Origin of the sequence: Microbacterium galbinum, from assembly GCF_023101185.1 — a bacterium.
Classification (GTDB): Bacteria; Actinomycetota; Actinomycetes; order Actinomycetales; family Microbacteriaceae; genus Microbacterium; species Microbacterium galbinum.
In genome coordinates this window covers 1,403,043-1,424,412 of record NZ_CP078077.1, presented here as the reverse complement: position 1 = coordinate 1,424,412, position 21,370 = coordinate 1,403,043, and the positions used below count along the sequence as shown (strand labels likewise).

Genomic DNA, 21,370 nt, shown 5'->3' with positions numbered 1-21,370 from the left:
GAGTCTCATCGTACGGGTTGCCCTTCTCGCGCCCGCGGCTGCCGCGCGGAGGCATCCGTTCCGAGCAGGCCCTGCTCCTGCAGTTCGCGCCAGACCTCCTCCGGCACCGGTCGGTCGGCGAGCGCGCTGTTCTGCGCGAGCTGGGCGGCGCTGGCCCCGCCCAGCACGACGGCGGCGACGGCCGGATGCCGCAGCGGGAACTGCACCGCGAGCTCGGGCAGCGTGCGGTCGTGCCGATGCGCGATGCGCGCGATCTCCTGCGCGCGCTCGACGACCGCGCGGTCGGCGGGACCGTAATCGAACAGGCTCCCCTGCCCGGGGGTATCGGTCGCGAGGATGCCGGAGTTGAAGACGGCCGCGGCGAGCACCGAGACATCGCGCTCGGCGGCGAGGGGCAGCAGGTCGTCGCCGGCGGACTGGTCGAGCAGCGTCCAACGCCCGGCGACCATCATCACGTCGGCATCCGTCTCGCGCACGAACCGGGCGAGCATCGCGCTCTGGTTCATGCCCGCCCCGAACGAGCGGATCACGCCCTGGTCGCGCAGGTCGCTGAGCGCGGGGAAGGCGCCGTCGAGCGCCTCGGCCTCGAAGTCGTCGGGGTCGTGCACCAGCACCAGGTCGATCCGATCGAGGCCGAGCCGCGTGAGCGAGTCGTCGATCGAGCGCAGCACCCCGTCGCGCGAGTAGTCGCGCACGCGCCGATGATCGGCGGGCACGGCGAACAGGTTGTCGATGTCGGTGCGGCCCGCGGCATCCTGCGGCACGAGCAGCCGTCCGACCTTGGTCGAGACGATGAACTCCTCGCGCGGCAGCGCCCTCAGGCTCTCCCCCAACCGCCGTTCGGCCAGACCGAGACCGTAGTGCGGGGCGACGTCGAAGTAGCGGATGCCGCCGGCCCACGCCGCGGGAACCACCGCGGGCCAGGCGTCGTCGGCGAGCGCGCTGTAGAGGTTGCCGAGCGCGGCCGCGCCGTACCCGATCGGCGGGGCCGAGAGTCCGCCGCGACCGATGCGCACGGGAACGGGACGGGTCACGAGACGATCAACCGCCCGAGCGCCTCGTCGTCCCACGCGATGCCGAGGCCCGCCGTGGTCGGCGCCCAGCCGCGACCGCCCTCGATGCGCAGCTCGTCGGTGGTGACGGCCCGCAGCTGCGGGATGTGCTCGAGGTAGAGGGCGTTCGGGATGGCGCACACGAGCGACACGTGCAGCTCCATGAGGAAGTGCGGGGCGACGGGGGCGTTGAACGATTCGGCCAGGTGCGCGATCTTGAGCCAGGGCGTGATGCCGCCGACCCGGGCGACATCGGGCTGCACGATCGAGGCGCCGCCGCGCTGCAGGTGCTCGCGGAAGTGGCCGATCGAGTACATGCTCTCGCCGACCGCGATCGGCACCGAGGTCGACCGGGCGAGCTGGCGATGGCCCTCGATGTCTTCCGCGGGCAGCGGCTCCTCGAACCAGAAAACATCCACCTGCTCGAACAGGCGCGCACGGCGCACCGCCTCCGACACCGTGAACGACTGGTTGGCGTCGACCATGATGTCGAGGTCGTCGCCGACGGCGTCGCGCACGGCCCGCAGACGCTCGAGGTCCTGGTGACCGCGGGGCTTGCCGACCTTGATCTTCACCCCGCCCATGCCGCGCTCCTTCGACGCGACCGCGTGCGCGACGAGCTCGTCGACGGTGAGGTGCAGCCATCCGCCCTCGGTGTCGTACATCGGGATCGACGGCGAGGCACCCCCACCCGCGACCCACAGCGGCAGACCCGCACGCCGCGTCTTCGCATCCCACACCGCCGTGTCGACCGCGGCGAGCGCGAGCGCGGTGATCGGTCCGACGGTGGTGGCGCGGGTGATGCCGAACAGCGCGAGCCACACCGCCTCGGGCCGCTCGGCCTCCAGCCCGATCAGTGCGGGCAGCAGCGTCTCGCGCAGCAGGCTCAGCACCGCCCCGCCGCCCGTGCCGATCGTGTAGCTGTATCCCACACCCTCGGTGCCGTCGGCCGTGCGGATCCGCACGAAGATCGTCTCCTGCTTGACGAAGGTCTGCAGGGCGTCGGTGCGCACGGTCTCGACCGGCAGGTCGACGAGCTGCGCCTCGACGTGCACGATCCGGCTGCCCGCCGTCACATCGGCGAAAGCAGCGTGGGCCGTGGTGGTGGTGGCGTCGAGGATGCTCGAGCCGGTGTTCTGCGATGCGTTCATCATCGTCCTCCGAGTCCGCCCAGGGTGACCCCCTTGATGAGCTGCCGTTGCAGCAGCAGCACGAGGATCAACGAGGGGATGACGGCGAGCGTCGACGCCGCCATGAGTAGCGACCATTGCGTGCCGAACTGGCCGGTGAACATCCCCAGCCCGAGCGGCACGGTCGCCATGTCCTGTGTGTTGATGATGATCAGCGGCCACAGGTACGAGTTCCAGTAGCCGATGAACGAGAAGACCGCGAGCACGCTCAGCGGTGCGACCAGCTGCGGCAGCAGCACCGACCAGAGCGTGCGCAGGCGCGAGGCGCCGTCGATGAGCGCGGCCTCCTCGTACTCGATCGGGATCGTGAGGAAGAACTGGCGCATGAGGAACGTGCCGAACGCGGTGAAGGCGAACGGGATGATGAGCGCGCCGTAGGTGTCGTTCCAGCCCCAGCTGTTGATCATGATGAACAGCGGCACGACGAGCACCTCCTGCGGCAGCACGAGCGTGAGCACGAACAGCAGGAAGAGCTTGTCGCGGAACCTGAAGCGCAGCCGCGAGAAGGCATAGGCCGAGAGCACGGCGACGACGACCGAGAGCGCGGCACCAGCGATCGCGACGATGAGCCCGTTGAGGATGAAGCGCCCGAAGGGCACGACCGTCCACGCCTCGACGAAGTTCGCCCAGCGGATCTCGGACCCGAAGATCTGCGGCGTCGCCGTGAAGACCTCGTTCTCGGGCTTGAGGGCCGTGAGGAACATCCAGATGAAGGGGAACGCGAAGATCAGCGCGACGAGCGCGATCGCGGCGGTGTTCAGCCACTCCTTGAGGGTCGATCGGCGTTGGTGCCGACGGCGCGGCAGGATCAGCAGCGCGGTCGCCGAGAGGTCACGATCACTCATAGTTCACCCACTTGCGCTGGCCGACGAACTGCAGGGCCGTGATGAGCATCACCACGACGAAGAGGATCCACGCGAGAGCGGAGGCGTAGCCGAGCCGGTCGAAGACGAAGCCGTTGCGGTAGAGGTACAGCACGAACGTGTTGGTGCTCTCGCCCGGGCCGCCCTGCGTGAGGAACAGCGGTTGGACGAACACCTGGAAGGCCCCGATCATCGTCATGGTCGAGCAGAAGAAGAGCGAGGGCGAGAGCAGCGGGAGGATGATGTACCGCAGTCGCTGCCAGGCGCTGGTGCCGTCGATGCGGGATGCCTCGAGCAGCTCTTTCGGGATGGCGCTGAGTCCCGCCGACAGCACGATGACGTTGTAGCCGAACGACTGCCACACCGACATCGCGATCACCGAGGGCAGTGCCCAGGCCGAGTCGGAGAGCCAGTTGGGTCCGTCGATACCGACGGTGGCGAGCATCGAGTTCACGAGCCCGTCCTGCGAGAGCAGCAGCCGCCAGACGAGGGCGTTCGCGACCATCGGGGTGATGACCGGGAGGAAGAAGATCACCCGCCACGCGCCCGCGGCCTTCATACGGGTGTTGAGCCAGAGCGAGATCGTGAGAGCGACGAACAGGTTCAGCGCCGTGTAGACCACGGCGAAGATGACCGTGTTGCCGAGCACCGTGTAGAAGGTCGGGTCGCGGAACAGCTTGACGTAGTTCTCGAGGCCGATGAAGTCCGGGTTCCCGAACAGCTTCCAGTCGAAGAGGCTGATGAAGGCCGACCCGAACAGCGGGGTGAGGATGAAGAGGACGAACCCGATCATCCCGGGGGCGAGGAACGCGACCGCCACCCACCCGTTCCCACGCCGACGCGGCAGCCGCGGCCCCGGCGGGGCGGGGGCGCCGATGGGCACCCCCGCCACGCCGGGCATCGCGGAGGAGGCCGTGGCCTCGCTCCGGTCGCTCATGATCGCCATCCGCTCAGCCCGCGACCGAGTTCGTGATCGTGTCCATGATCTCCTCCGCCGTCAGCTCACCCCGGTAGCCCTGCACGCCGTACTGCGTCATCAGGGTCTCGACCTGGTTCCAGGTCGGGGTGGTGCGCTGCGGGGTCGCGTTCGAGAGCAGAGCCTCGACGACCTCCGACGAGCCCTCGGTCTTGCCCTCGGCCCAGGCCGGGAGCGCCTCGATGCGGGCGGGAACGATGCCGCGGGCCTCGGCCTGCTTCTCCTGCACCGACAGCGAGGTGAGCGCCTCGATGGCCGCGAACGCCTCGTCGGGGCGGTCGCAGTTCGCCGCGATGCCGAAGCCGGAGCCGGCGGTCATCGCCGCGGCCTCACCGCTGGTCGACGGAACGATCGAGACGCCGAGGGTGAAGTCCGCGGCATCCGCGAAGCTGCCGTACATCCACGGACCCTCGATGAGCATCGGCACCTCGCCGCTCGTGAACGCCTGCTGCGAGACCTCCGAGCCGTCGGCGGCCTCGGGTGCCTTCGCGACGCCCTCGACCGCGACGAGGTCGAAGAAGCTCTGGATCTGCTCGACGAACTCGGGGTTGGTGAGGTCGAGCTCGCCGTCCTCGGTGACCGCGGGCACGCCGTCGGCCAGCGACCACGCGTTCGGGATGAAGATGCCGGGCGCGAGCGCGAGGCCCTTCTTGTCGCCGTCGGTGAGGGCCTTGGCATCCGACACGAACTGGTCGCGCGTGTAGGTCGCACCCGGCAGTTCGAGGCCGGCGGCCTGGAACGCCTCGACGTTGTAGAACAGCACGATGGGCTCGGCGTCGTAGGGGATCGCACGGATCGTGCCGTCGACCGTCATGCCGCTGAGCATCGACTCGTCGATGTTCTCGATGTCGAAGCCGCTCTTCTCGATCAGGTCGTCGAGGGGCATGAGCAGGTCGCCGAGCTCCTGTGCGCGGGCGGCCTGGGTGGTGAGCAGACAGGGCGGGTTGGCGCCCGAGAGGCGGGTCTTCACCTTGGTCCAGTAGTCGGAGAAGCTCGGTCCCTCGACCGAGATGTCGAGGTCGGGATCCTCGGCCTGCGCCCCGGAGATGAAGTCGGCCCACTGAGCCTGGTCGCCTTCGCTGGCGGCCCAGGTGTAGAGCACGAGCGGGCCGCCCGCCTCGCCGCCGCCTCCCCCGCCGCCGCCGCTCGCGCACCCCGCGAGAGCGAGGGCGCTGAGGCCGGCGACGCCGGTGAGGACGAGGCGCTTCGCGCGCCGGTTCGAGACTGCATTCATACTGACTGCCTCCTTCATTGGATGCTGCAACTGATGCGTGTGTTGTTGAGGGGGTATTGCTCGGGTTACTGCGGGTATCACTCGGTGGAGAAGTCGATGGCGATGACGTCGATGAGGGCACCGCTGGGGGATGCCGGCGCGACGATGCGCAGCTCGCCGGAGTCGTCGCCGGCGGTGGAGGCCTCGTGCACCTCGAAGCTGGCGTCGTGCTGCAGTTCGAGGCCGTCGGCGAGGCGGTGCACGCGGGTGATACGCCGCACCGGCAGACCGCGCACGATGATCTCGTCGACCGGGATCGCGGTCAGGTGCAGGTAGAGGCGCCCCTCGCGGGCGGTGGTCGGGCCGTGGAAGTCGATGCCCTGCGTGGGCTCCACGCCGATCACGGATTCGGCGTGCGCGTGCATCCAGTCGGCGAACTCCTGCAGGCGCTCGTTCTCGACCTCGGGCAGGGTGCCGTCGGGGCCGGGGCCGACGTTGAGCAGCAGGTTGCCACCGCGCTCGACCACGTCGATGAGGGTCACCAGCAGCGACCGCGCCGACTTCTCGTTGTCGGGGTGCGTGCGCCAGGCCCAGTGGTCGCCGATCGTGAGGCACAGCTCCCACGGTCCGGTGGGCACCGTGAGCGGGAACCCCTGCTCGGGCGTGCGGTAGTCGCCCTGCCCGGGGAGGCGGTCGTTGATCACGACGTCGGGCTGCAACTCCTTGATCAGGCGACGCAGACCCGGAGCGGTCCACTCCGCCGCCGAGCGCTCCCAGTCGCCGTCGAACCAGAGCAGGTCGATCGTGCCGTAGTTCGTGAGCAGCTCGGTCAGCTGCGCCCGCACGTACTCGAGGTAGCGCGACCACTCCTCGGGGCTGGAGCGACGGTGACGATCCGTGGCATCCGGGGTGTCGGCGAACTCGGGCATGCCGGCGGCGGGCCAGTGCTCGAGCTTGTAGGGCAGGTCCTCGTCGCGGAACGCCGGGTAATCGGGGTGGTTCCAGTCCGGGAGGCTGTAGTAGATGCCGACCTTGAGGCCCTCGGCGCGCACGGCGTCGACGAACTCGCGGGTGATGTCGCGACCGAACGGGCCGTGCTCGACCCCGAAGTCCGACTGCTCCGTGAAGAACATGTTGTATCCGGCATGGTGGCGCGCAGTGAAGACGACGTAGGTGGCACCGGCCGCCTTCGCACGGCGCGCGAGGTCGGCGGCATCCCAGTTCTGCGGGTCGAACGTGGGCGCAGTGGCCTGGTATTCGGCGACGGTCACCGCGTCGTCGACGGCATCCACGCCCGGGATGATCGAGCGGCCGACCAGCGGCCAGGAGATCTCGATGCCCTGCTGGGATGCCTGGTCCCAGTGCACGAAGATGCCGAAGCCCGCGCCGCTGAACCATTCACCGCCGGGGATGCGGGTGGTGGGGCGTCGGAAGTCTGCCGGTGTCATTGAAGCTCCTCGTTGAGTTCCAGATTTCCTATAGGATAGGTGATAGTCGAAGCAGTTCACAAGGGTGTGACGAAAGGTGCCGATGATGGCCATGTTCAAGACCGATCCCGTTCGCCCCGCGGAGTACCGCGCGTTCGAGCGCCCGCTGCCGGAGTGGTTCCGCGGCTCGGCGCTGGGGATCTTCGTGCACTGGGGGCCGTACTCGGTTCCCGCCTGGGCCGAGCCCACGGGCGAGCTCGGGGCCGTGCCGCGCGAGGAGTGGTACGCCCACAACCCCTACGCCGAGTGGTACGCCAACACGATCCGCATCGAGGGATCGCCCGCGCACCGGCACCAGCAGGAGGTGCACGGCGGAGCCCCCTACGACGACTTCCTCGACCAGTGGAAGGCCGAGGAGTTCGACGCCGACGAGGTGCTCGCGGTCGTCGCCGCGACCGGCGCCGGGTACTTCATCCCCACCACCAAGCACCACGATGGCGTCACCCTGTGGGACGCCCCGGCCACCGACGGGCGCAACACCGTCGCCCGCGGACCGCAGCGCGACCTGATCGCCGAGTTCGCCGACGCCACGCGCGCCCGCGGCCTGCGCTTCGGTGTCTACTACTCCGGCGGTCTCGACTGGCACTTCTCCGACCTGCCGCCCATCGACCGCGACGACGCCCCGGCCCCCGACGACCTCGCCTACGCCGAGTACGCGCACGATCACGTCATCGACCTCATCGACCGCTATCGACCCGACATCCTCTGGGGCGACATCCGCTGGCCGCAGGCCGGGATCGAGCCCGGGCCGAAGAGCCTCGCGCACGCGTTCCAGGAGTTCTATGACGCGGTTCCCGAGGGCGTCGTCAACGACCGGTGGGGCGAGTCGCACTGGGACTTCCGCACCAGCGAGTATGTGCACGGCACCGCGGTCGAGGTCGGCGAGGCGTGGGAGAACTGCCGCGGCATCGGCCTCTCCTTCGGGCACAACCGCAACGAGGGTCCCGAGCACCTTCTCACCGCCGACGAGGCCGTGCGCCTGCTCGTCGACGTCGTGTCGCGCGGCGGCAACCTGCTGCTGAACATCGGGCTCGAGGCATCCGGTCGCATCCCCGACGCGCAGCGGCAGACGCTCGAGGGGCTGGGCGAGTGGAACCAGCGGTTCGGGCATGCCGTCTTCGGCGCCCGGCCCGAGCCGCGCCTGCAGCCGTCGGACGAGCCGTGGGTGCGCTGGACCCGCACCGACGGCGCCGTGCACGCCGTGACCGATCAGCCCGGAAGCATCCGCCTGTCCGATCCCGACCGCCTGCTCGATGAGTCGAGCGCGCGCATCGGGGACTTGCCGGTGCCTGCCTCGCGCGACGGAGATGCGATCGTGGTGGAGGTGGCGGATGCCGCGACCCCCGTCGCGATCTCCTTCCGCCCGCGCGACTGACCCGCACGACCGACGAAAGGATGCCGCATGCGCATCGCCCTGCACTCCGAGATCCGCGACGGCGCGATCGACGACTACCGCACGCACCACGCCCGGATTCCGGATGCTCTCGCCGCGACGTTCGCGCGCATCGGCATCCACGACTGGACCATCTGGCGCTCGGGCCAGCGGCTGTTCCACCTGGTCGAGTGCGATGACTGGGATGCCGCCGTCGCCGCGCTCGACGAGGACCCGGCGAACGCGGAGTGGCAGAAGGACATCGGCCGTTTCGTCGAGCTGTTCCGCGGAGCCGACGGCGCCGAGGGCTTCGCCCCGATCGAACAGGTCTGGGACCTCCGCGCCCAGGTCGGCTGAGATCCTTCGTCTCGTCGCTTCGCTCCTCGCTCAGGGACCGAGCCGCCGGTTCCTGAGCGAGCGAAGCGAGACGACGGGGCGGGCCCGCGCCGCTGACAAGAACTGGGTCGCTGAGCCTGTCGAAGCGTCCCCCACGCGAACACCCTGTCCTCTCAAAGCAGCTCCATCGCCGCCGTCACCAACAGCACGCCACCGCACACGATCATGAACGCGCCCACCACCGCGATGCGCACGATCGGGCGTCCGCGAATCGAGTCGTCAGCCACTGGCTCTCCATAGAACATGCGGAGACCGCGATACATGAGCCGCATGAAGGGCCGTCTCACCAGGATCGCGATGATCCCGACGGCGACGAGCACTCCCCCGATGATGAGGTCAGGATTCACTCGCACGGCTCCGCACTGTACGACCCGTCGGCGCGCATCCATCCGTCCGGCTGCCAGTCCTCGATCGACGCGACATCATCCTCGAAGAAGAACTGAGCGAACGACTGCACTCCGTCAACTTCGAGAGTGACAGCGATGTTGTCCGGATCCGAGGGGTATCCGGAATCGGCCGTGACGGTCAGCCCCGCAGGGAGCGCGGCGGTGTCGATGACCGATCCGCGGACGATCTCCGCCGAGCCCGACGCTTCGAACGAAACGTCGCCGCGCGCGGTGTTCGATCGCCGCGCCACCCACATGTCAACGAAGACGAGCGTTCCGGGATCACCGCAGTACGCGATGGCCAGATTCCCGTCCACCTTCGACAACTTCAGCGGCGAGTTCGTGTACTCGCCCGGGAACGGGAGGTTGCACCCGGTGAGCCCGACAGCGAGCATCCCCGCTAGGCCGATACCGGCGCAGATCCTCCGGATTCGGTGAACATTCCCCTGAGGCGTCGTCGCGCGGTTCCGCACGACGGCCCCGTCGACCCCACCACCGTCGTGGTTCACCCGCACGGCTCTTCGCTGTACGACCCGTCCGCGCGCATCCATCCGTCCGGCTGCCAGTCCCCGATCGACGCGACATCATCCTCGAAGAAGAACTGAACGCTCGACTTCATACCGTCGACCTCGACAGTGACGTCTATGTTGTCCAAGTCTGCGGGGAATCCTGAGTCGTCCGCGACGGTCATTCCGGAGGGGAGGGAGGAAGGCCCGATGATCGTTCCGGTGAGAATCTCCGCCGTTCCTGACGCTTTGAAGGCGACCTCACCATACGAGGTGTCCGACCGTTGCGCCCACCACATAACGACATAGACGAGCGTCCCGGGATCGCCGCAGTAGGCAACGGCCGGGCTCCCATCCACCTTCGACAACTTCAGCGGCGAGTTCGTGTACTCGCCCGGGAACGGGAGGTTGCACCCGGTGAGCCCGACAGCGAGCATCCCCGCTAGGCCGATACCGGCGCAGATCCTCCGCATGCGCTGACTATACAACTGCGGCATCGAGCGGCCATGGGGCGGGGCCCTTCGACAGGCTCAGGGACCCAGTTCGTGTTCATCCCACGCCACTGGGTCGCTGACAAGAACTGGGTCGCTGAGCCTGTCGAAGCGTCCCCCTCGAGAACACTGTCGTGGCAGAGTAAGCCCGTGACGCGGACGTGGGTGCGAGAGCTCGGGGGCTGGGTGATGGCCGCCGCCGTGGCGCTCATCGTCGCGGCATCCGTCGCTTCCTCCGCCCGCGCCGACCTACTGTTCCGCGACGGCGACTCGCTCGTCGTGGCGATACTCTCGCGTTCTCTGCTCGCCGGCGATCCGCTCGACTGGGCGATGTCGAGCGTGCTGTTCCTGCCCGAGACGACGGTCTTCACCGGTCTCGACGTGGCGCTGCCGCTGGATGCGAACGCGCTCTTCGCCGTGAGCGCGGTCGTGAACCTGCTCGCCCTCTACGGCGCGCTGCGGCTCGTCGCCGGGCGACGGCGAGAAGGACGGGCACCGGTCGCCTGGTCGCTGGTCGCCCTCGCCGCGTTCGGCGCGCTCGCGATGACCGAGACATCCGCCTCGCGCGACGCCCTCGAACTCGCCTCGCTGCAGCTCACGACCACGTACTACTCGGCGACCGTCGTCGGGGTAGTTCTCGCGATCGGCATTGCCCGACGGATGCTCGACGGCGCCCGCCTCGTGCCGATGTCTCTCGTGCTCGGCGCCGTAGCCCTCGTTTCGACGCTGTCGAACCCGCTGTTCGCCGCCTGGGCGACCGTGCCGCTCGGTGCGATCGTGATCGCAGGCTCCCTGCGCACAGTAACGAGACGACGGATGCTGAGCATTCTCGCTGCACTCATCGGCGGCACGGCACTCGGCTTCGCCGCGCGTATTCCGTTCTCGGCATGGATCGCGAACACCGGTGCTGGATACGCCCAGCCCGACCTCTGGCGCGAGTCGATCGGTTACTACGCCGACCTGTTCGCGGCGCGTCTCTCGACGCCGCTCGGCGTCGTCGGGCTCCTCCTCGACCTCGCCCTGATCACGCTGGCCGTCGTGCAGACCGTGCGGGTCGACGACCCCGGCTCGCGATTCGTCGCCGTGGCTGCCTGGGTGTTGCCACTGCTGGTCGCCGTCGGCGCGATCGCGCTCGGCACGCACGCCGCGCGCTACCTGCAACCGCTCGCGTTCGCCCCGGTGCTCGCGCTCGTGGCGATGCCGGGCACGCTGCGGATGCCTGCACGACTCCGGCGACAGGCGGCGGCGGTCGCGTCGGTGATCCTGCTGGTCGGCGGCGGCCTCAGCATCCCCCGCCTGAGCGACGCCGCGAACGCCCCCGATGCGGATGCCGCGTGCGTGACCGACTGGGTCGAGGCATCCGCCCGCACCGGCGCCGGGCAGTTCTGGACCGTTCGCCTGCCCAAGCTCCACCTCGACGACCCGTCGCAGCTCGTGCAGGTCGATCACCAGCTCAACGGCTACGCGTGGCTCGTGAACCGGACGGACTTCGACGCCGAAACCGTGTCGTTCCTCGTCGAGGATGCCCAGACGGGCGCGTGGGATCTGCCGATCCAGGCGATCCCCGACGAGGTCGTCGACTGCGGCCGCTACCGGATCCTCGACTTCGGCGAGACGGAGCTGCCCCTGGGGCCGCAGCGCAGTTGACGTGCTGCGTGGTGGGTGCTTCGACAGGCTCAGCAACCCAGTTTTCGGCTCAGCAACCCAGTTTCCGCTACTGGGTCCCTGAGCCTGTCGAAGGGCCCCACCCCGAGAAGCCCCTCAGCGCGGCGGAACCCCGGTCGTCGTCCCGGGCCGGAACACGCACGTCAGGTTCTGCGTCTCCCCGGCCTCTCCGCCGAGCATCCGCGCGATCTGCTCGCCGGCGGCGCGCCCCTTCTCGACGGCCGGCTGCACGGTCGTCGTGAGCGACTGCCCGCCGAGCCCGTCGATCGCGATGCCGTCGAACCCGGCGACAGAGACGTCCTCCGGCACCCGCAGGCCGAGTTCCTGCGCGGCGCGGATCACACCGACCGCGAGCAGGTCGCTCTGCGCCAGCACGGCGGTGGGTCGGGTCGCGGCATCGGCGAGCAGCATCCGTCCGATGACGATGCCCTCGTCGATGAAGCTGCCGGATGCCGAGATCGCCGGAGCGTCGGGGAACACGCGACGCATGCCCTCGAGCCGGTCGACGGTCACCCCGACGGTCGCGGCGGCGAGGCGCTCGGGCGTGATGGGCGCGCGTTCGCGGTCGTGGCCGAGCGTGAGGGTGATGAGGGCGACGTCGCGATGCCCGAGGTCGTAGACATGCTGGGCAACTTCGGCCGAGGCATCCGCGTTGTCGAGTGCGATGCGGGGGATCGTGCCGTCGCCCGGGTCGCCCTCGATCACGACCACCGGCAGGCCGCGACCGCGCACCACCTCGACGGACTCGCGCGTGCGACCCGACCAGCCGATCAGCACGTAGGCGTCGACCGGTGCGCTGGCGAGACCCGGGCCGTCTTCGCCCGGCTCGTCGCGCATGAGCAGGATGCCGGCGCTGAGCTCGGCGAGCCCGTCGGCGAGACCGTCCATCATGGCGGTGGTGACGGGATCGAGGAAGGCGTTGCGCAGGTGCCCCTCGAAGACGACGGCGACGATGCCGCTGCGTCCGAGTCGCAGCGATGCGGCCCGCGGGTCGGGGCCGGCGTAGCCGAGGTCGGCGGCGGCGGCGAGCACGCGCTCGCGGGTGGCGTCGGCGACCTTGGCCTTGCCGCTGAAGACGACGGATGCCGTCGACGTCGCGACTCCTGCCTCACGGGCGACGTCGGCGATGGTCGCGCGCCGAGGCGGCTCCTGACTGCTCATGCTTCGAGAATAGCCCGCCCGCCTTTCCGCGCGTCGAATCGATTCGATAGGATGACGCCCATGGATGCCGTCCTCACCCGCTCGCAGTTCGTCCGCTGGCGCGCCGCGATCTTCGCGATCTTCATGGCCAGCGGTCTGTCGATCGCCACGTGGGCATCGCGCGTCCCCAGCATCAAGGCCGATCTCGACCTCGACAACGCGCAGGTCGGACTCATCCTGCTCGGCATGGGCATCGCCTCGATCATCGGCATCTCGACGAGCCCCGCCGTCATGGCCCGCACCGGCGCGCGCGTCGGCATGCTCACGATGATGCTGATGTTCTCGGCCGGCATCGCTCTCGTCGGCTTCGGGTCCACCGTGTTCGGCTCGGTGCCGCTCGTGCTCGCCGGCATGGTGCTCTTCGGATTCGGCAACGGATGCCTCGACGTCATGATGAACGTCGAGGCGACGGCGATCGAGCAGCAGATGGGCAAGACGGTGCTGCCGGTGTTCCACGCGTTCTTCAGCTTCGGCACCGTGATCGGCGCGGGAATCGGCGCCCTGGCCGCCTGGCTGCAGCTCACCGTCGCGACCCACGCCGGCATCATGGGCATACTGCTCGCTCTCGTCGCCGTCGCCACCTTCTTGCAGGTTCCCGTGCGCGAGGCCGCGCTCGATCCCGAACCCGCCGAGAAGCCCGCCTGGCGCGAGCGCCTGCACACCTCGCTCGAGGCGTGGCGCGAGCCGCGCACCTACCTCCTCGGCGTCGTCATGCTGGGCATGGCCTTCGCCGAGGGCGGCGCGAACGACTGGATCGCCCTCGGCACCGAGCAGGGTCACGGCTTCACGACGGGCACCGGTGCCATCGCCCTCGCCGTCTTCTCGGTCGGGATGACCGTGGTGCGCCTGTTCGGCGGACCCCTCGTCGACCGCTTCGGCCGGGTGGCGGTGCTGCGCGTGCTCGCGGTGTCGGCGGCGAGCGGGGTACTGCTGTTCATCCTCGCCCCGAACCTGCCCCTGGTGCTGGTCGGCGCGGCGCTCTGGGGCATCGGCGCCTCGCTCGGCTTCCCGATCGGCATGTCGGCCGCGGCCGACGACCCCGCCAAGGCCGCGGCCCGTGTCAGCGCCGCCGCGACCATCGGCTACGTCGCCTTCCTCGGCGGGCCCCCCGTGCTCGGCTTCATCAGCGAGCACATCGGCCTGCTCAACACGCTGTTCATCCTGGTCGCGCTGATCGTGGCATCCGGTCTGTTCTCCGGCGCCGCCCGCCCGCTCCGCGCCGACGAGAAGGTGTCTGCGACGAAGTAGGCGCGTCGGCCGCGCAGCATCCGCCCGCCGTATCGGAGGAGATCTCTCGCTACGCAGGAGCGGATGCCGGAATGGATCCTGCACAGTGCGAGATCTCCTCCCCAGCGCGCGTCGCGGACGCAGGGTGAGCACCCCACGCCAGCCCTGCGCAGACTCGCGAACCCGTCGCGCGAGAACCCGCGCGCGACGAAGTAGGCTCGTCGGGTGCGTCTCGTCATCGCCCGCTGCTCGGTCGACTACACCGGTCGGCTCAATGCCCATCTTCCGCTTGCCACGCGTCTGCTCGTGCACAAGGGAGACGGGAGTCTGCTCGTGCACTCCGACGGCGGCAGCTACAAGCCGCTGAACTGGATGAGCCCGCCGTGCACCCTCACCACCGAGGAGCCCGGCGAGGAAGAAGCGAGCGCCGGCGTCGTCGAGGTATGGCGGGTCAGCCACAAGAAGACCGGCGATGCGCTGCGCGTGCAGATCTACGAGGTCATCCACGACACCTCGCACGAGCTCGGCATCGACCCCGGCCTGCAGAAGGACGGCGTCGAGGCCGACCTGCAGCGCCTCCTCGCCGAGCAGGTCGAGCGCATCTCCGAGGGCGCGACGCTCGTGCGCCGCGAGTATCCGACGGCGATCGGCCCGGTCGACCTGCTGGTGCGGGATGCCGACGGCGCCGCCATCGCGGTCGAGATCAAGCGCCGCGGCGACATCGACGGCGTCGAGCAGCTCACCCGCTACCTCGAACTCCTCGGCCGCGACCCGCACCTCTCCCCCGTGCAGGGCGTGTTCGCCGCGCAGGAGATCAAGCCGCAGGCGCGCGTGCTCGCCGAGGACCGCGGCATCCGCTGCCTCGTTCTCGACTACGACGATATGAAGGGCATCGAGTCGGGCATCCCCCGCCTGTTCTGACGCCTGCCCCTACCTGCACGTCCGTGCACCGTGTGCGATCATGCGCCCCGCGCCCCATAGGCTGGAGGGCATGGCCTCCTCCCCTTACTCCTGCGTGCTGTGGGATGTCGATGGCACGATCGTCGACGCCTCGGTCGGCATCCTTCGCCGCCTGAACGTCGCCCTCACCCACTTCGGGCACCCGGCGCCGACGCGCGAGCAGCTCGTGCACTGGATCGGGCCGCCCATGTTCCAGTCGTTCCAGGACCAGGCGGGCATGACGCCCGAGCAGTCCGCCGAGGCCGTGTCGTTCTACCGCACGCTCGGCAAGGCCGACGGCTACACGACCGACGTCACCACCTACCCCGGGGTGACCGACCTGATCCACGACGTGCACGCCGCCGGCATCCCGCAGGCGACCGCGAGCTCGAAGCCCGAGAACCAGGTGGACGCCCTGATCGATCACTTCGACCTGCGCGCCGACTTCGTCACGACGGTCGGAGCGACGCCCGACGAGTCGACCCTCGCCTCGAAGACCGACATCGTGGCCGAGGCGTTGCGCCGCCTCGAAGAGCGCGGCGCCGACGTCTCGCGCCCGGTGCTCATCGGCGATCGTCACCACGACGTCGAGGGCGGCAACGCCAACGGCGTTCCGGTGATCTTCGTCGAGTGGGGCTTCAGCGACGCGCACGAGGGTGACGACGCGGCGTTCCGCGCAGCATCCGTCGACGAGCTGCGCGCACTGCTGCTCTCGGCCTGACGCCGATCGGTCGCGTACCCAACTCAGGAAGACTCGACCGATCGGGCGCGATTCGCGCCGGATCCGGCGGAAATCGCCCGTTCTTCCTGAGTTAGTGCACGCCGACCGCCACGCCCCGTGCCCCTGAATCACCCCGAAAAGCACAAAGCTCCCCGCCGGATGTCACCGATGGCGACGGATCCGGTCGGGGAGCGATGCTCCTGCCCGCTCAGAGGGGGCGGATGTTCTCTGCCTGCAGGCCCTTGGGGCCCTGCGCCACGTCGAACTCGACTCGCTGGTTCTCTTCGAGAGACCGGTAGCCGGAGGAATCGATTGCGGAGTAGTGCGCGAAGACGTCAGCGCCTCCGTCGTCGGGGGAGATGAAGCCGAAGCCCTTCTCCGAGTTGAACCACTTGACCGTGCCCTGGGTGCTCATGTACTGCCTGTTCTGCTGGAAAAAATAGCCGACGCAGGGATGCACCGACATCGCTAACGCTAGTGGAGGAGACCCCGAGGGCAATAGCCGCAATCAGAAGGTAATCCAAATGTTGCACGAGCGGCACGGTAGCGGGGGCGTCGTGCGCCGACGCCCCCGAGGACGGACCCTCGCTCAGAAAATGGTGTGGCCCTCACCGCGGGGGGAGCGATGAGGGCCGAAGACGACCGGAGGGTGCGTCAGATTCCACTGTACCTCTTTTTTTGGATCCGTGTCCCCCATTTGGGGGACAAATCTCAAAAAAAGTGCAATCATGTCGATAGCGGCCCCCTCGAGTAGCCCATTGGGGACTGACCTACTCGAGAGGGCCCAATCGCATGCACGGATCGTCTTGCCTCTGGGGAAGGCTTCCCGTCTTCTGGGGAAAGACGGAGACGATCGATCCCCATGTGCATGCATCTTCACCATAGGGGAGGAAGCACGAACACGCTACGACGGGGGCCGTGGCGGAAGCGGCAAGGGTGGGGAGACTGATCCGCAAGGATCGCAGGTTTCGGGAAGAGGCGGGGCGGACAGCACGGGGGCACCTCCGGCGTTCCGCCTCTCCCGAATCCGCGAGGCGCTCGAAGCTGAGTAGCCTGAGCGGGTGACCATGCTGAACAAGGACATGACGCTGTGCATCTCGCTGTCTGCTCGACCGAGCAACAACGGCACGCGCTTCCACAACTTCCTCTACGAGGCCCTCGACCTCAACTGGATCTACAAAGCCTTCGCGCCGACCGATCTCGCCCAGGCGATCGCGGGCGTGCGCGGCCTCGGCATCCGCGGGTGCGCGATCTCGATGCCGTATAAGGAAGACGTCATCGCGCTCGTCGACCGCATGGACGAGTCGGCGTCGGCGATCGACTCGGTCAACACGATCGTGAACGACGACGGCGTGCTCACCGCGTACAACACCGACTACTCGGCCATCGCCCAGCTCATCGAGGAGAACGGCTTGGATGCCGCAGCCTCGGTGCTGCTGAAGGGATCGGGCGGCATGGCCAAGGCCACAGCCGCCGCCTTCCGCGACGCCGGATTCGCGAACGTGACCATCGTCGCGCGCAACGAGCAGGCAGGGCGCACCCTCGCCGACCTGTACGGCTTCGCCTGGCAAGCGGATGCCGGAGACAGCACCGCCGACATCATCGTGAACATCACCCCGATCGGCATGGCCGGCGGGCCCGACGAGCACACGCTGTCGTTCTCGGAGGAGGCGGTGGCCGCGGCGTCCGTCGTCTTTGACGTCGTGGCGCTGCCCGCCGAGACGCCGCTCGTGCGCGCGGGGCGCGCGGCGGGGAAGACGGTCATCAGCGGCGCGGAGGTCGCGACGCGGCAGGCGCTCGAGCAGTTCGTGCTGTACACGGGCATCCGCCCGTCGGCCGAGCAGGTGCGCCAGGCCGAGGAGTTCATGCGCGCGCAGTAGTCGCCCGGGCGGGGCGCTTCGACAGGCTCAGCGACCCAGCAACCGGGTCCCGGAGCTTGTCGAAGGGCCCCACAAACTGGGTCCCTGAGCTTGTCGAAGGGCCCCACCCCGAGATCCTCAGACCGAGACGAGCTCGACCGACTCCGCGCGGTGCGCGCGCCGCGCCGCAGAGGCCGCCCGCGCCGCGAACAGCATGATCACCAGGGCGGATGCCGTGATCGCCGCGCCGATCCAGATGGGGGAGGTGTAGCCGAGCCCGGCGGCGATCCCCACCCCTCCGGCCCAGGCTCCGAGCGCGTTGCCGACGTTGAACGCGCCGATGTTCGCGCCCGAGGCGAGCGTCGGCGCACCACCCGCGAACTGCATGATGCGGCTCTGCAGCGCGGGAACGGTGCCGAAGCCGAAGCCGCCCATCGCGACGAGGATCACCATCGTCGCCGGCTGCGACCAGGCGAGCAGGGCGAACGCGACGAGCACGACGACGAGCGCCGCGATGAAGAGAAGGAGCGTGCGGTCGATCGAGCGGTCGGCGAGGCGTCCGCCGATCGCGTTACCGGCCACGAGGCCGACGCCGAAGAGCACGAGCAGCCACGGCACGGCCGCGGTGTCGAAGCCGGAGACTCCGGTGAGCGTGTACGCGACGTAGGTGAAAGCGCCGAACATGCCGCCGAAGGCGAGCACCGTGATGACGAGCGACAGCCACACCTGCCCGGAGCGGAACGCCGAGAGCTCCTGCCGCAGGCTCACGGCGGCACCGTCGGTGCGCGGCGCTTTGACGACCGCGGCGATCCCGATCAGGGCGACGACACCGATGACGGTGATCACCCAGAACGTCGCACGCCAGCCGAACTGCTGGCCGATGAAAGTTCCGAAGGGCACGCCCAGCACGTTCGCCGCGGTGAGGCCGGTGAACATGATCGAGATCGCACCGGCCTTCTTGTCGGGGGCGACGAGCTCGGAGGCGACGACCGAGCCGATGCCGAAGAAGGCCCCGTGGCACAGCGCCGCGACGATGCGCCCGATCATGGCGCCGGTGTAGTCGGGAGCCATCGCGGTGAGGGCGTTGCCGGCGATGAACAGCACGAGCAGCCCGATGAGCACGGCCTTGCGCGGTAGCCGCACCGTGGCGGCGGTGACGACGAGCGCTCCGACCGCGACGCTCAGCGCGTAGCCGGAGATGAGCCAGCCGGCGGTGGCCTCGCTCACGGCGAAGTCGGCGGCGACCTCGGGCAGCAGGCCCATGATCACGAACTCGGTGAGTCCGATCCCGAAGGCTCCGAGGGCGAGTGCGATGAGTCCGAGTGGCATGGTGGTGCTCCGTGGTGCTCTGATAAGGTAGTTGCAGACGCGGGATATTGCGTCCGGAACACAATGATTGCACGCGCAAGTAGTTTGCGTAAGCAACGACTTTCGGAGGTCACCATGGGCATCTCGGACGACGCCGTCGAGATCCGCGCACGAGGCTGGCGCACACTCGCCGCCCTGCACGGGATCATCGAGACCGAACTCGAACGCGCACTCGGAGCATCCGTCGGCCTGTCGGTCGTCGAGTACACCGTGCTCGATGCGCTCAGCCGCCAGGACGGCTGGCACATGCGGATGCAGCAGCTCGCGCGCGCGACCGCCCTCAGCCCCAGCGCCACGACCCGCCTCGTCACCCGCCTCGAGGACCGCGGGCTGCTGACCCGCATCCTCTGCGCCGACGACCGCCGCGGCATCTACACCGAGCTCACCGCCGCCGGGCGTGCGCTGTACGACCAGGCGCACCCGATCCACGACGAGACCCTCGAGCGCACGCTCGGCGACGCCATGGATCAGCCCGAGCTCGCCCCGGTCGTGCACGCCCTGCAGGGGAGTTCCGCGCTGGCGTGAGTCTCGCGGCGGGGCGCTTCGACGGGCTCAGCGACCCAGTTGCGTGCTCAGCGACCCAGTTGCGTGCACGGCGACCCAGTTTCAGACACAGCGACCCGTTGCAGAAGCTGGGTCCCTGAGCCTGTCGAAGGGTCCCACGCCGCCGATACCCTGATCGGATGAAGACGATCGGCGTTCTCGGCGGCATGAGCTGGGAGTCCTCCCTCGAGTGGTACCGGCTCGCGAACGAGCGGGTCGCCGCACGACTTGGCGGCTACCACTCGGCCCGCATCCTGCTCGACTCGCTCGACTTCGCCGAGATCGAGGCGCTGCAGGCGCAGGACGACTGGGACTCCGCGGGCGCTCTCCTCGCCGATCGCGCCCGCGCGCTCGAGGCCGCAGGTGCGGAGATCCTCGTGCTTGCGACCAACACCATGCACCTCGTGGCCGACCGGATCACGGATGCCGTCGGCATCCCCTTCCTGCACATCGCCGATGCCGCCGGCGCGGCGGTGTCGGGCGCGGGGCTCGCCACCGTCGGCCTGCTCGGCACCGCCTTCACGATGGATAAGCCGTTCTACGCCGAGAAGCTCGCGGCGCACGGCATCCGCACCCTCGTTCCGGATGCCGACGACCGCCGCACCGTGCACGCCGTGATCTACGACGAGCTGGTGCACGGCGTCGTGCGCGACGAGTCGCGACGGGCGTACGTCGAGGTCGTCGACCGGATGGTCGCGCGCGGCGCGGAGGGCATCGTCCTCGGCTGCACCGAGATCGAGCTGCTGCTGTCGGCCAGCGACGTGCCGGTACCCGTGTTCCCGACGACCTCGCTGCACGTGGATGCCGCGATCGCGGCGGCGCTGGCCGACTAGCCGCTTACTCCGCGCCCCACGGACCGGTCACGACGACCTTCCCGATCGTGCGCGAGGTCTCGACGAGCGCATGCGCCTCGCGAAGGGTCGCCGCATCGAGCGGCGAGAGAGTGGTCGTGAGCGTCGTGCTCACCTCCCCGGCGTCGAGGAGACCGGCGACGCGCGTGAGCAGTTCGTGCTGGTAGTCGTCGTCGGGCTCGTGGATGGGCCGGGTGAACATGAGCTCCCAGTGCCATGTGACGCTCTTGCCCTTGAGGGCGTCGATGCTGCCACCGGTCTCGTCGATCGACACGACTTCTCCGCGGGGGCGGATGACCGCGGCGATGGCGTCGATGTTGCCCGGGGTGAACGAGGTGAAGACGTAGTCGACGCCCCCCGGTGCGATCTCGCGGACGGCGTCGGCGAAGTCGCGCCCCACGACGTGGTCGGCGCCCATCCGCGTCACCCATTCCTCCGACTCCGGGCGGGAGGCCACGGCGATCACCGTGAGTCGCGTCAGCGCGCGGGCGAACTGGATGATCAGCGACCCGACCCCGCCCGCGGCACCGATCACTAGCAGGGTGCCCTCGCTGTCGGCGCCGAGGCGGAGCCGATCGAACAGCGCCTCCCAGGCGGTGATCGCCGTGAGCGGCACGGCGGCGGCCTCGGCATCCGTCAGCGATTCCGGTGCTGCGCCCACGATGTTCTCGTTCACGAGTTGGAACTGCGCGTCCGATCCCGCACGGTCGATCTGACCGGCGTAGAAGACGCGGTCACCCACGCCGAAGCGACGAGCGTCCTCGCCGACGGCGACGACGCGACCGACGGCGTCGAAGCCGAGCACACGCGGGGCATCCCCCTTCTTCGCCCGGCCGCGATTCTTGACGTCGACCGGATTGACCGAGACGGCGTCGACCGCGACGAGCAGGTCGTGTCCGTGGGGAACGGGAGTGGGGATCTCCACGTCGACCATCGAACCCGGATCGGATGCCGCACCGCCGGGCGCGTCGATCGCGAGCATGGTCGCGGGGAGTTCTGCGGGTGTCGTGGGGGACGTCTGTTCTGCCATGGCTCGACCATATCCAGTCCACCCCAGTTACCCGC

At 69.1% G+C, this 21,370-nt stretch carries 22 protein-coding genes; 9 read left to right on the top strand and 13 right to left on the bottom strand.

Going from position 1 to position 21,370, the window contains the following annotated elements:
* Nucleotides 1–5: 5 nt before the first annotated feature.
* The 6 genes from KV396_RS07055 to KV396_RS07030 form a co-directional block, all read right to left on the bottom strand.
* Nucleotides 6–1,034 (bottom strand): aldo/keto reductase, encoded by a 1,029-nt coding sequence (locus KV396_RS07055; RefSeq protein WP_247957331.1) that lies wholly within the window; start codon nucleotides 1,032–1,034, stop codon nucleotides 6–8.
* Entirely contained in the window at nucleotides 1,031–2,203 is a 1,173-nt protein-coding gene (locus KV396_RS07050) for a mandelate racemase/muconate lactonizing enzyme family protein (protein WP_247957330.1), read from the bottom strand. Before KV396_RS07050 ends, KV396_RS07055 begins: the two co-directional genes overlap by 4 nt.
* Complete coding sequence (locus KV396_RS07045; protein WP_247957329.1) at nucleotides 2,203–3,087, bottom strand: carbohydrate ABC transporter permease; 885 nt, start codon at nucleotides 3,085–3,087, stop codon at nucleotides 2,203–2,205. The genes KV396_RS07050 and KV396_RS07045 overlap by 1 nt, the downstream gene beginning before the upstream one ends.
* Complete coding sequence (locus tag KV396_RS07040; RefSeq protein WP_247623951.1) at nucleotides 3,080–4,042, bottom strand: carbohydrate ABC transporter permease; 963 nt, start codon at nucleotides 4,040–4,042, stop codon at nucleotides 3,080–3,082. The genes KV396_RS07045 and KV396_RS07040 overlap by 8 nt, the downstream gene beginning before the upstream one ends.
* A gap of 13 nt (nucleotides 4,043–4,055) precedes the next feature.
* Nucleotides 4,056–5,315, bottom strand: a complete 1,260-nt coding sequence (locus KV396_RS07035; protein ID WP_247957328.1) for an ABC transporter substrate-binding protein — start codon at nucleotides 5,313–5,315, stop codon at nucleotides 4,056–4,058.
* Between the two features lie 77 nt (nucleotides 5,316–5,392).
* Nucleotides 5,393–6,742, bottom strand: a complete 1,350-nt coding sequence (locus KV396_RS07030; RefSeq protein ID WP_247957327.1) for an alpha-L-fucosidase — start codon at nucleotides 6,740–6,742, stop codon at nucleotides 5,393–5,395.
* An 85-nt stretch (nucleotides 6,743–6,827) separates the two neighbouring features.
* Here KV396_RS07030 and KV396_RS07025 point away from each other — a divergent pair, with 85 nt between their 5' ends.
* A complete protein-coding gene (locus tag KV396_RS07025) occupies nucleotides 6,828–8,156 on the top strand; it encodes an alpha-L-fucosidase (protein WP_247957326.1) in 1,329 nt (442 codons plus the stop codon).
* Between the two features lie 27 nt (nucleotides 8,157–8,183).
* On the top strand, nucleotides 8,184–8,510 hold the full coding sequence (locus KV396_RS07020) for an L-rhamnose mutarotase (protein ID WP_247957325.1): 327 nt from the start codon (nucleotides 8,184–8,186) through the stop codon (nucleotides 8,508–8,510).
* Between the two features lie 152 nt (nucleotides 8,511–8,662).
* On the opposite strand, the gene KV396_RS07015 is transcribed toward KV396_RS07020, so the two are convergent.
* The 3 genes from KV396_RS07015 to KV396_RS07005 form a co-directional block, all read right to left on the bottom strand.
* Nucleotides 8,663–8,869, bottom strand: coding sequence for a hypothetical protein (locus KV396_RS07015; protein ID WP_247957324.1), 207 nt, complete (start codon nucleotides 8,867–8,869; stop codon nucleotides 8,663–8,665).
* Between the two features lie 23 nt (nucleotides 8,870–8,892).
* Nucleotides 8,893–9,330 carry a hypothetical protein gene (locus tag KV396_RS07010; protein WP_247957323.1) on the bottom strand — a complete coding sequence of 146 codons (438 nt, stop codon included), beginning with the start codon at nucleotides 9,328–9,330 and terminating at the stop codon, nucleotides 8,893–8,895.
* A gap of 110 nt (nucleotides 9,331–9,440) precedes the next feature.
* On the bottom strand, nucleotides 9,441–9,914 hold the full coding sequence (locus KV396_RS07005) for a hypothetical protein (protein WP_247957322.1): 474 nt from the start codon (nucleotides 9,912–9,914) through the stop codon (nucleotides 9,441–9,443).
* A gap of 168 nt (nucleotides 9,915–10,082) precedes the next feature.
* Between KV396_RS07005 and KV396_RS07000 the strand changes: the two genes are divergently transcribed.
* Nucleotides 10,083–11,579, top strand: coding sequence for a hypothetical protein (locus KV396_RS07000; RefSeq protein WP_247957321.1), 1,497 nt, complete (start codon nucleotides 10,083–10,085; stop codon nucleotides 11,577–11,579).
* Nucleotides 11,580–11,693: 114 nt separating this feature from the next.
* On the opposite strand, the gene KV396_RS06995 is transcribed toward KV396_RS07000, so the two are convergent.
* Complete coding sequence (locus tag KV396_RS06995; protein WP_247957320.1) at nucleotides 11,694–12,758, bottom strand: LacI family DNA-binding transcriptional regulator; 1,065 nt, start codon at nucleotides 12,756–12,758, stop codon at nucleotides 11,694–11,696.
* A 60-nt stretch (nucleotides 12,759–12,818) separates the two neighbouring features.
* Here KV396_RS06995 and KV396_RS06990 point away from each other — a divergent pair, with 60 nt between their 5' ends.
* From KV396_RS06990 to KV396_RS06980, 3 genes are all read left to right on the top strand, one after another.
* On the top strand, nucleotides 12,819–14,045 hold the full coding sequence (locus KV396_RS06990) for an MFS transporter (protein WP_247957319.1): 1,227 nt from the start codon (nucleotides 12,819–12,821) through the stop codon (nucleotides 14,043–14,045).
* A gap of 204 nt (nucleotides 14,046–14,249) precedes the next feature.
* A complete protein-coding gene (gene nucS, locus KV396_RS06985; protein WP_247623961.1) occupies nucleotides 14,250–14,945 on the top strand; it encodes an endonuclease NucS in 696 nt (231 codons plus the stop codon).
* Nucleotides 14,946–15,015: 70 nt separating this feature from the next.
* Nucleotides 15,016–15,684 carry an HAD hydrolase-like protein gene (locus tag KV396_RS06980; protein ID WP_247633349.1) on the top strand — a complete coding sequence of 223 codons (669 nt, stop codon included), beginning with the start codon at nucleotides 15,016–15,018 and terminating at the stop codon, nucleotides 15,682–15,684.
* Nucleotides 15,685–15,892: 208 nt separating this feature from the next.
* Here KV396_RS06980 and KV396_RS06975 read toward each other — a convergent pair whose 3' ends face one another.
* On the bottom strand, nucleotides 15,893–16,099 hold the full coding sequence (locus KV396_RS06975) for a cold-shock protein (protein WP_247623963.1): 207 nt from the start codon (nucleotides 16,097–16,099) through the stop codon (nucleotides 15,893–15,895).
* A 667-nt stretch (nucleotides 16,100–16,766) separates the two neighbouring features.
* Between KV396_RS06975 and KV396_RS06970 the strand changes: the two genes are divergently transcribed.
* Nucleotides 16,767–17,564, top strand: coding sequence for a shikimate 5-dehydrogenase (locus tag KV396_RS06970; RefSeq protein WP_247957567.1), 798 nt, complete (start codon nucleotides 16,767–16,769; stop codon nucleotides 17,562–17,564).
* Nucleotides 17,565–17,681: 117 nt separating this feature from the next.
* On the opposite strand, the gene KV396_RS06965 is transcribed toward KV396_RS06970, so the two are convergent.
* Nucleotides 17,682–18,872: an MFS transporter gene (locus KV396_RS06965; protein ID WP_247957318.1), complete on the bottom strand. Its 1,191-nt coding sequence runs from the start codon at nucleotides 18,870–18,872 to the stop codon at nucleotides 17,682–17,684.
* A gap of 114 nt (nucleotides 18,873–18,986) precedes the next feature.
* Here KV396_RS06965 and KV396_RS06960 point away from each other — a divergent pair, with 114 nt between their 5' ends.
* Together KV396_RS06960 and KV396_RS06955 are read left to right on the top strand one after the other, a co-directional pair.
* Nucleotides 18,987–19,436 (top strand): MarR family winged helix-turn-helix transcriptional regulator, encoded by a 450-nt coding sequence (locus tag KV396_RS06960; protein ID WP_247957317.1) that lies wholly within the window; start codon nucleotides 18,987–18,989, stop codon nucleotides 19,434–19,436.
* Between the two features lie 158 nt (nucleotides 19,437–19,594).
* Nucleotides 19,595–20,287 carry an aspartate/glutamate racemase family protein gene (locus tag KV396_RS06955; protein ID WP_247957316.1) on the top strand — a complete coding sequence of 231 codons (693 nt, stop codon included), beginning with the start codon at nucleotides 19,595–19,597 and terminating at the stop codon, nucleotides 20,285–20,287.
* A gap of 4 nt (nucleotides 20,288–20,291) precedes the next feature.
* Here the strand turns inward: KV396_RS06955 and KV396_RS06950 are convergent, their stop codons facing one another.
* Entirely contained in the window at nucleotides 20,292–21,335 is a 1,044-nt protein-coding gene (locus KV396_RS06950; RefSeq protein WP_247957315.1) for a zinc-binding alcohol dehydrogenase family protein, read from the bottom strand.
* Nucleotides 21,336–21,370: the final 35 nt, after the last annotated feature.

Excerpts from the sequence above, each read along its gene's own strand:
- KV396_RS07050 (WP_247957330.1), bottom strand. The coding sequence starts at position 2,203 with ATGAACGCATCGCAGAACACCGGCTCGAGCATCCTCGACGCCACCACC.
- KV396_RS07045 (WP_247957329.1), bottom strand. The coding sequence starts at position 3,087 with ATGAGTGATCGTGACCTCTCGGCGACCGCGCTGCTGATCCTGCCGCGC.
- KV396_RS07040 (WP_247623951.1), bottom strand. The coding sequence starts at position 4,042 with ATGAGCGACCGGAGCGAGGCCACGGCCTCCTCCGCGATGCCCGGCGTG.
- KV396_RS07035 (WP_247957328.1), bottom strand. The coding sequence starts at position 5,315 with ATGAATGCAGTCTCGAACCGGCGCGCGAAGCGCCTCGTCCTCACCGGC.
- KV396_RS07030 (WP_247957327.1), bottom strand. The coding sequence starts at position 6,742 with ATGACACCGGCAGACTTCCGACGCCCCACCACCCGCATCCCCGGCGGT.
- KV396_RS07025 (WP_247957326.1), top strand. The coding sequence starts at position 6,828 with ATGGCCATGTTCAAGACCGATCCCGTTCGCCCCGCGGAGTACCGCGCG.
- KV396_RS07020 (WP_247957325.1), top strand. The coding sequence starts at position 8,184 with ATGCGCATCGCCCTGCACTCCGAGATCCGCGACGGCGCGATCGACGAC.
- KV396_RS07010 (WP_247957323.1), bottom strand. The coding sequence starts at position 9,330 with ATGCTCGCTGTCGGGCTCACCGGGTGCAACCTCCCGTTCCCGGGCGAG.
- KV396_RS07005 (WP_247957322.1), bottom strand. The coding sequence starts at position 9,914 with ATGCGGAGGATCTGCGCCGGTATCGGCCTAGCGGGGATGCTCGCTGTC.
- KV396_RS06995 (WP_247957320.1), bottom strand. The coding sequence starts at position 12,758 with ATGAGCAGTCAGGAGCCGCCTCGGCGCGCGACCATCGCCGACGTCGCC.
- KV396_RS06990 (WP_247957319.1), top strand. The coding sequence starts at position 12,819 with ATGGATGCCGTCCTCACCCGCTCGCAGTTCGTCCGCTGGCGCGCCGCG.
- KV396_RS06980 (WP_247633349.1), top strand. The coding sequence starts at position 15,016 with ATGGCCTCCTCCCCTTACTCCTGCGTGCTGTGGGATGTCGATGGCACG.
- KV396_RS06975 (WP_247623963.1), bottom strand. The coding sequence starts at position 16,099 with ATGAGCACCCAGGGCACGGTCAAGTGGTTCAACTCGGAGAAGGGCTTC.
- KV396_RS06970 (WP_247957567.1), top strand. The coding sequence starts at position 16,767 with ATGACGCTGTGCATCTCGCTGTCTGCTCGACCGAGCAACAACGGCACG.
- KV396_RS06965 (WP_247957318.1), bottom strand. The coding sequence starts at position 18,872 with ATGCCACTCGGACTCATCGCACTCGCCCTCGGAGCCTTCGGGATCGGA.
- KV396_RS06960 (WP_247957317.1), top strand. The coding sequence starts at position 18,987 with ATGGGCATCTCGGACGACGCCGTCGAGATCCGCGCACGAGGCTGGCGC.
- KV396_RS06955 (WP_247957316.1), top strand. The coding sequence starts at position 19,595 with ATGAAGACGATCGGCGTTCTCGGCGGCATGAGCTGGGAGTCCTCCCTC.
- KV396_RS06950 (WP_247957315.1), bottom strand. The coding sequence starts at position 21,335 with ATGGCAGAACAGACGTCCCCCACGACACCCGCAGAACTCCCCGCGACC.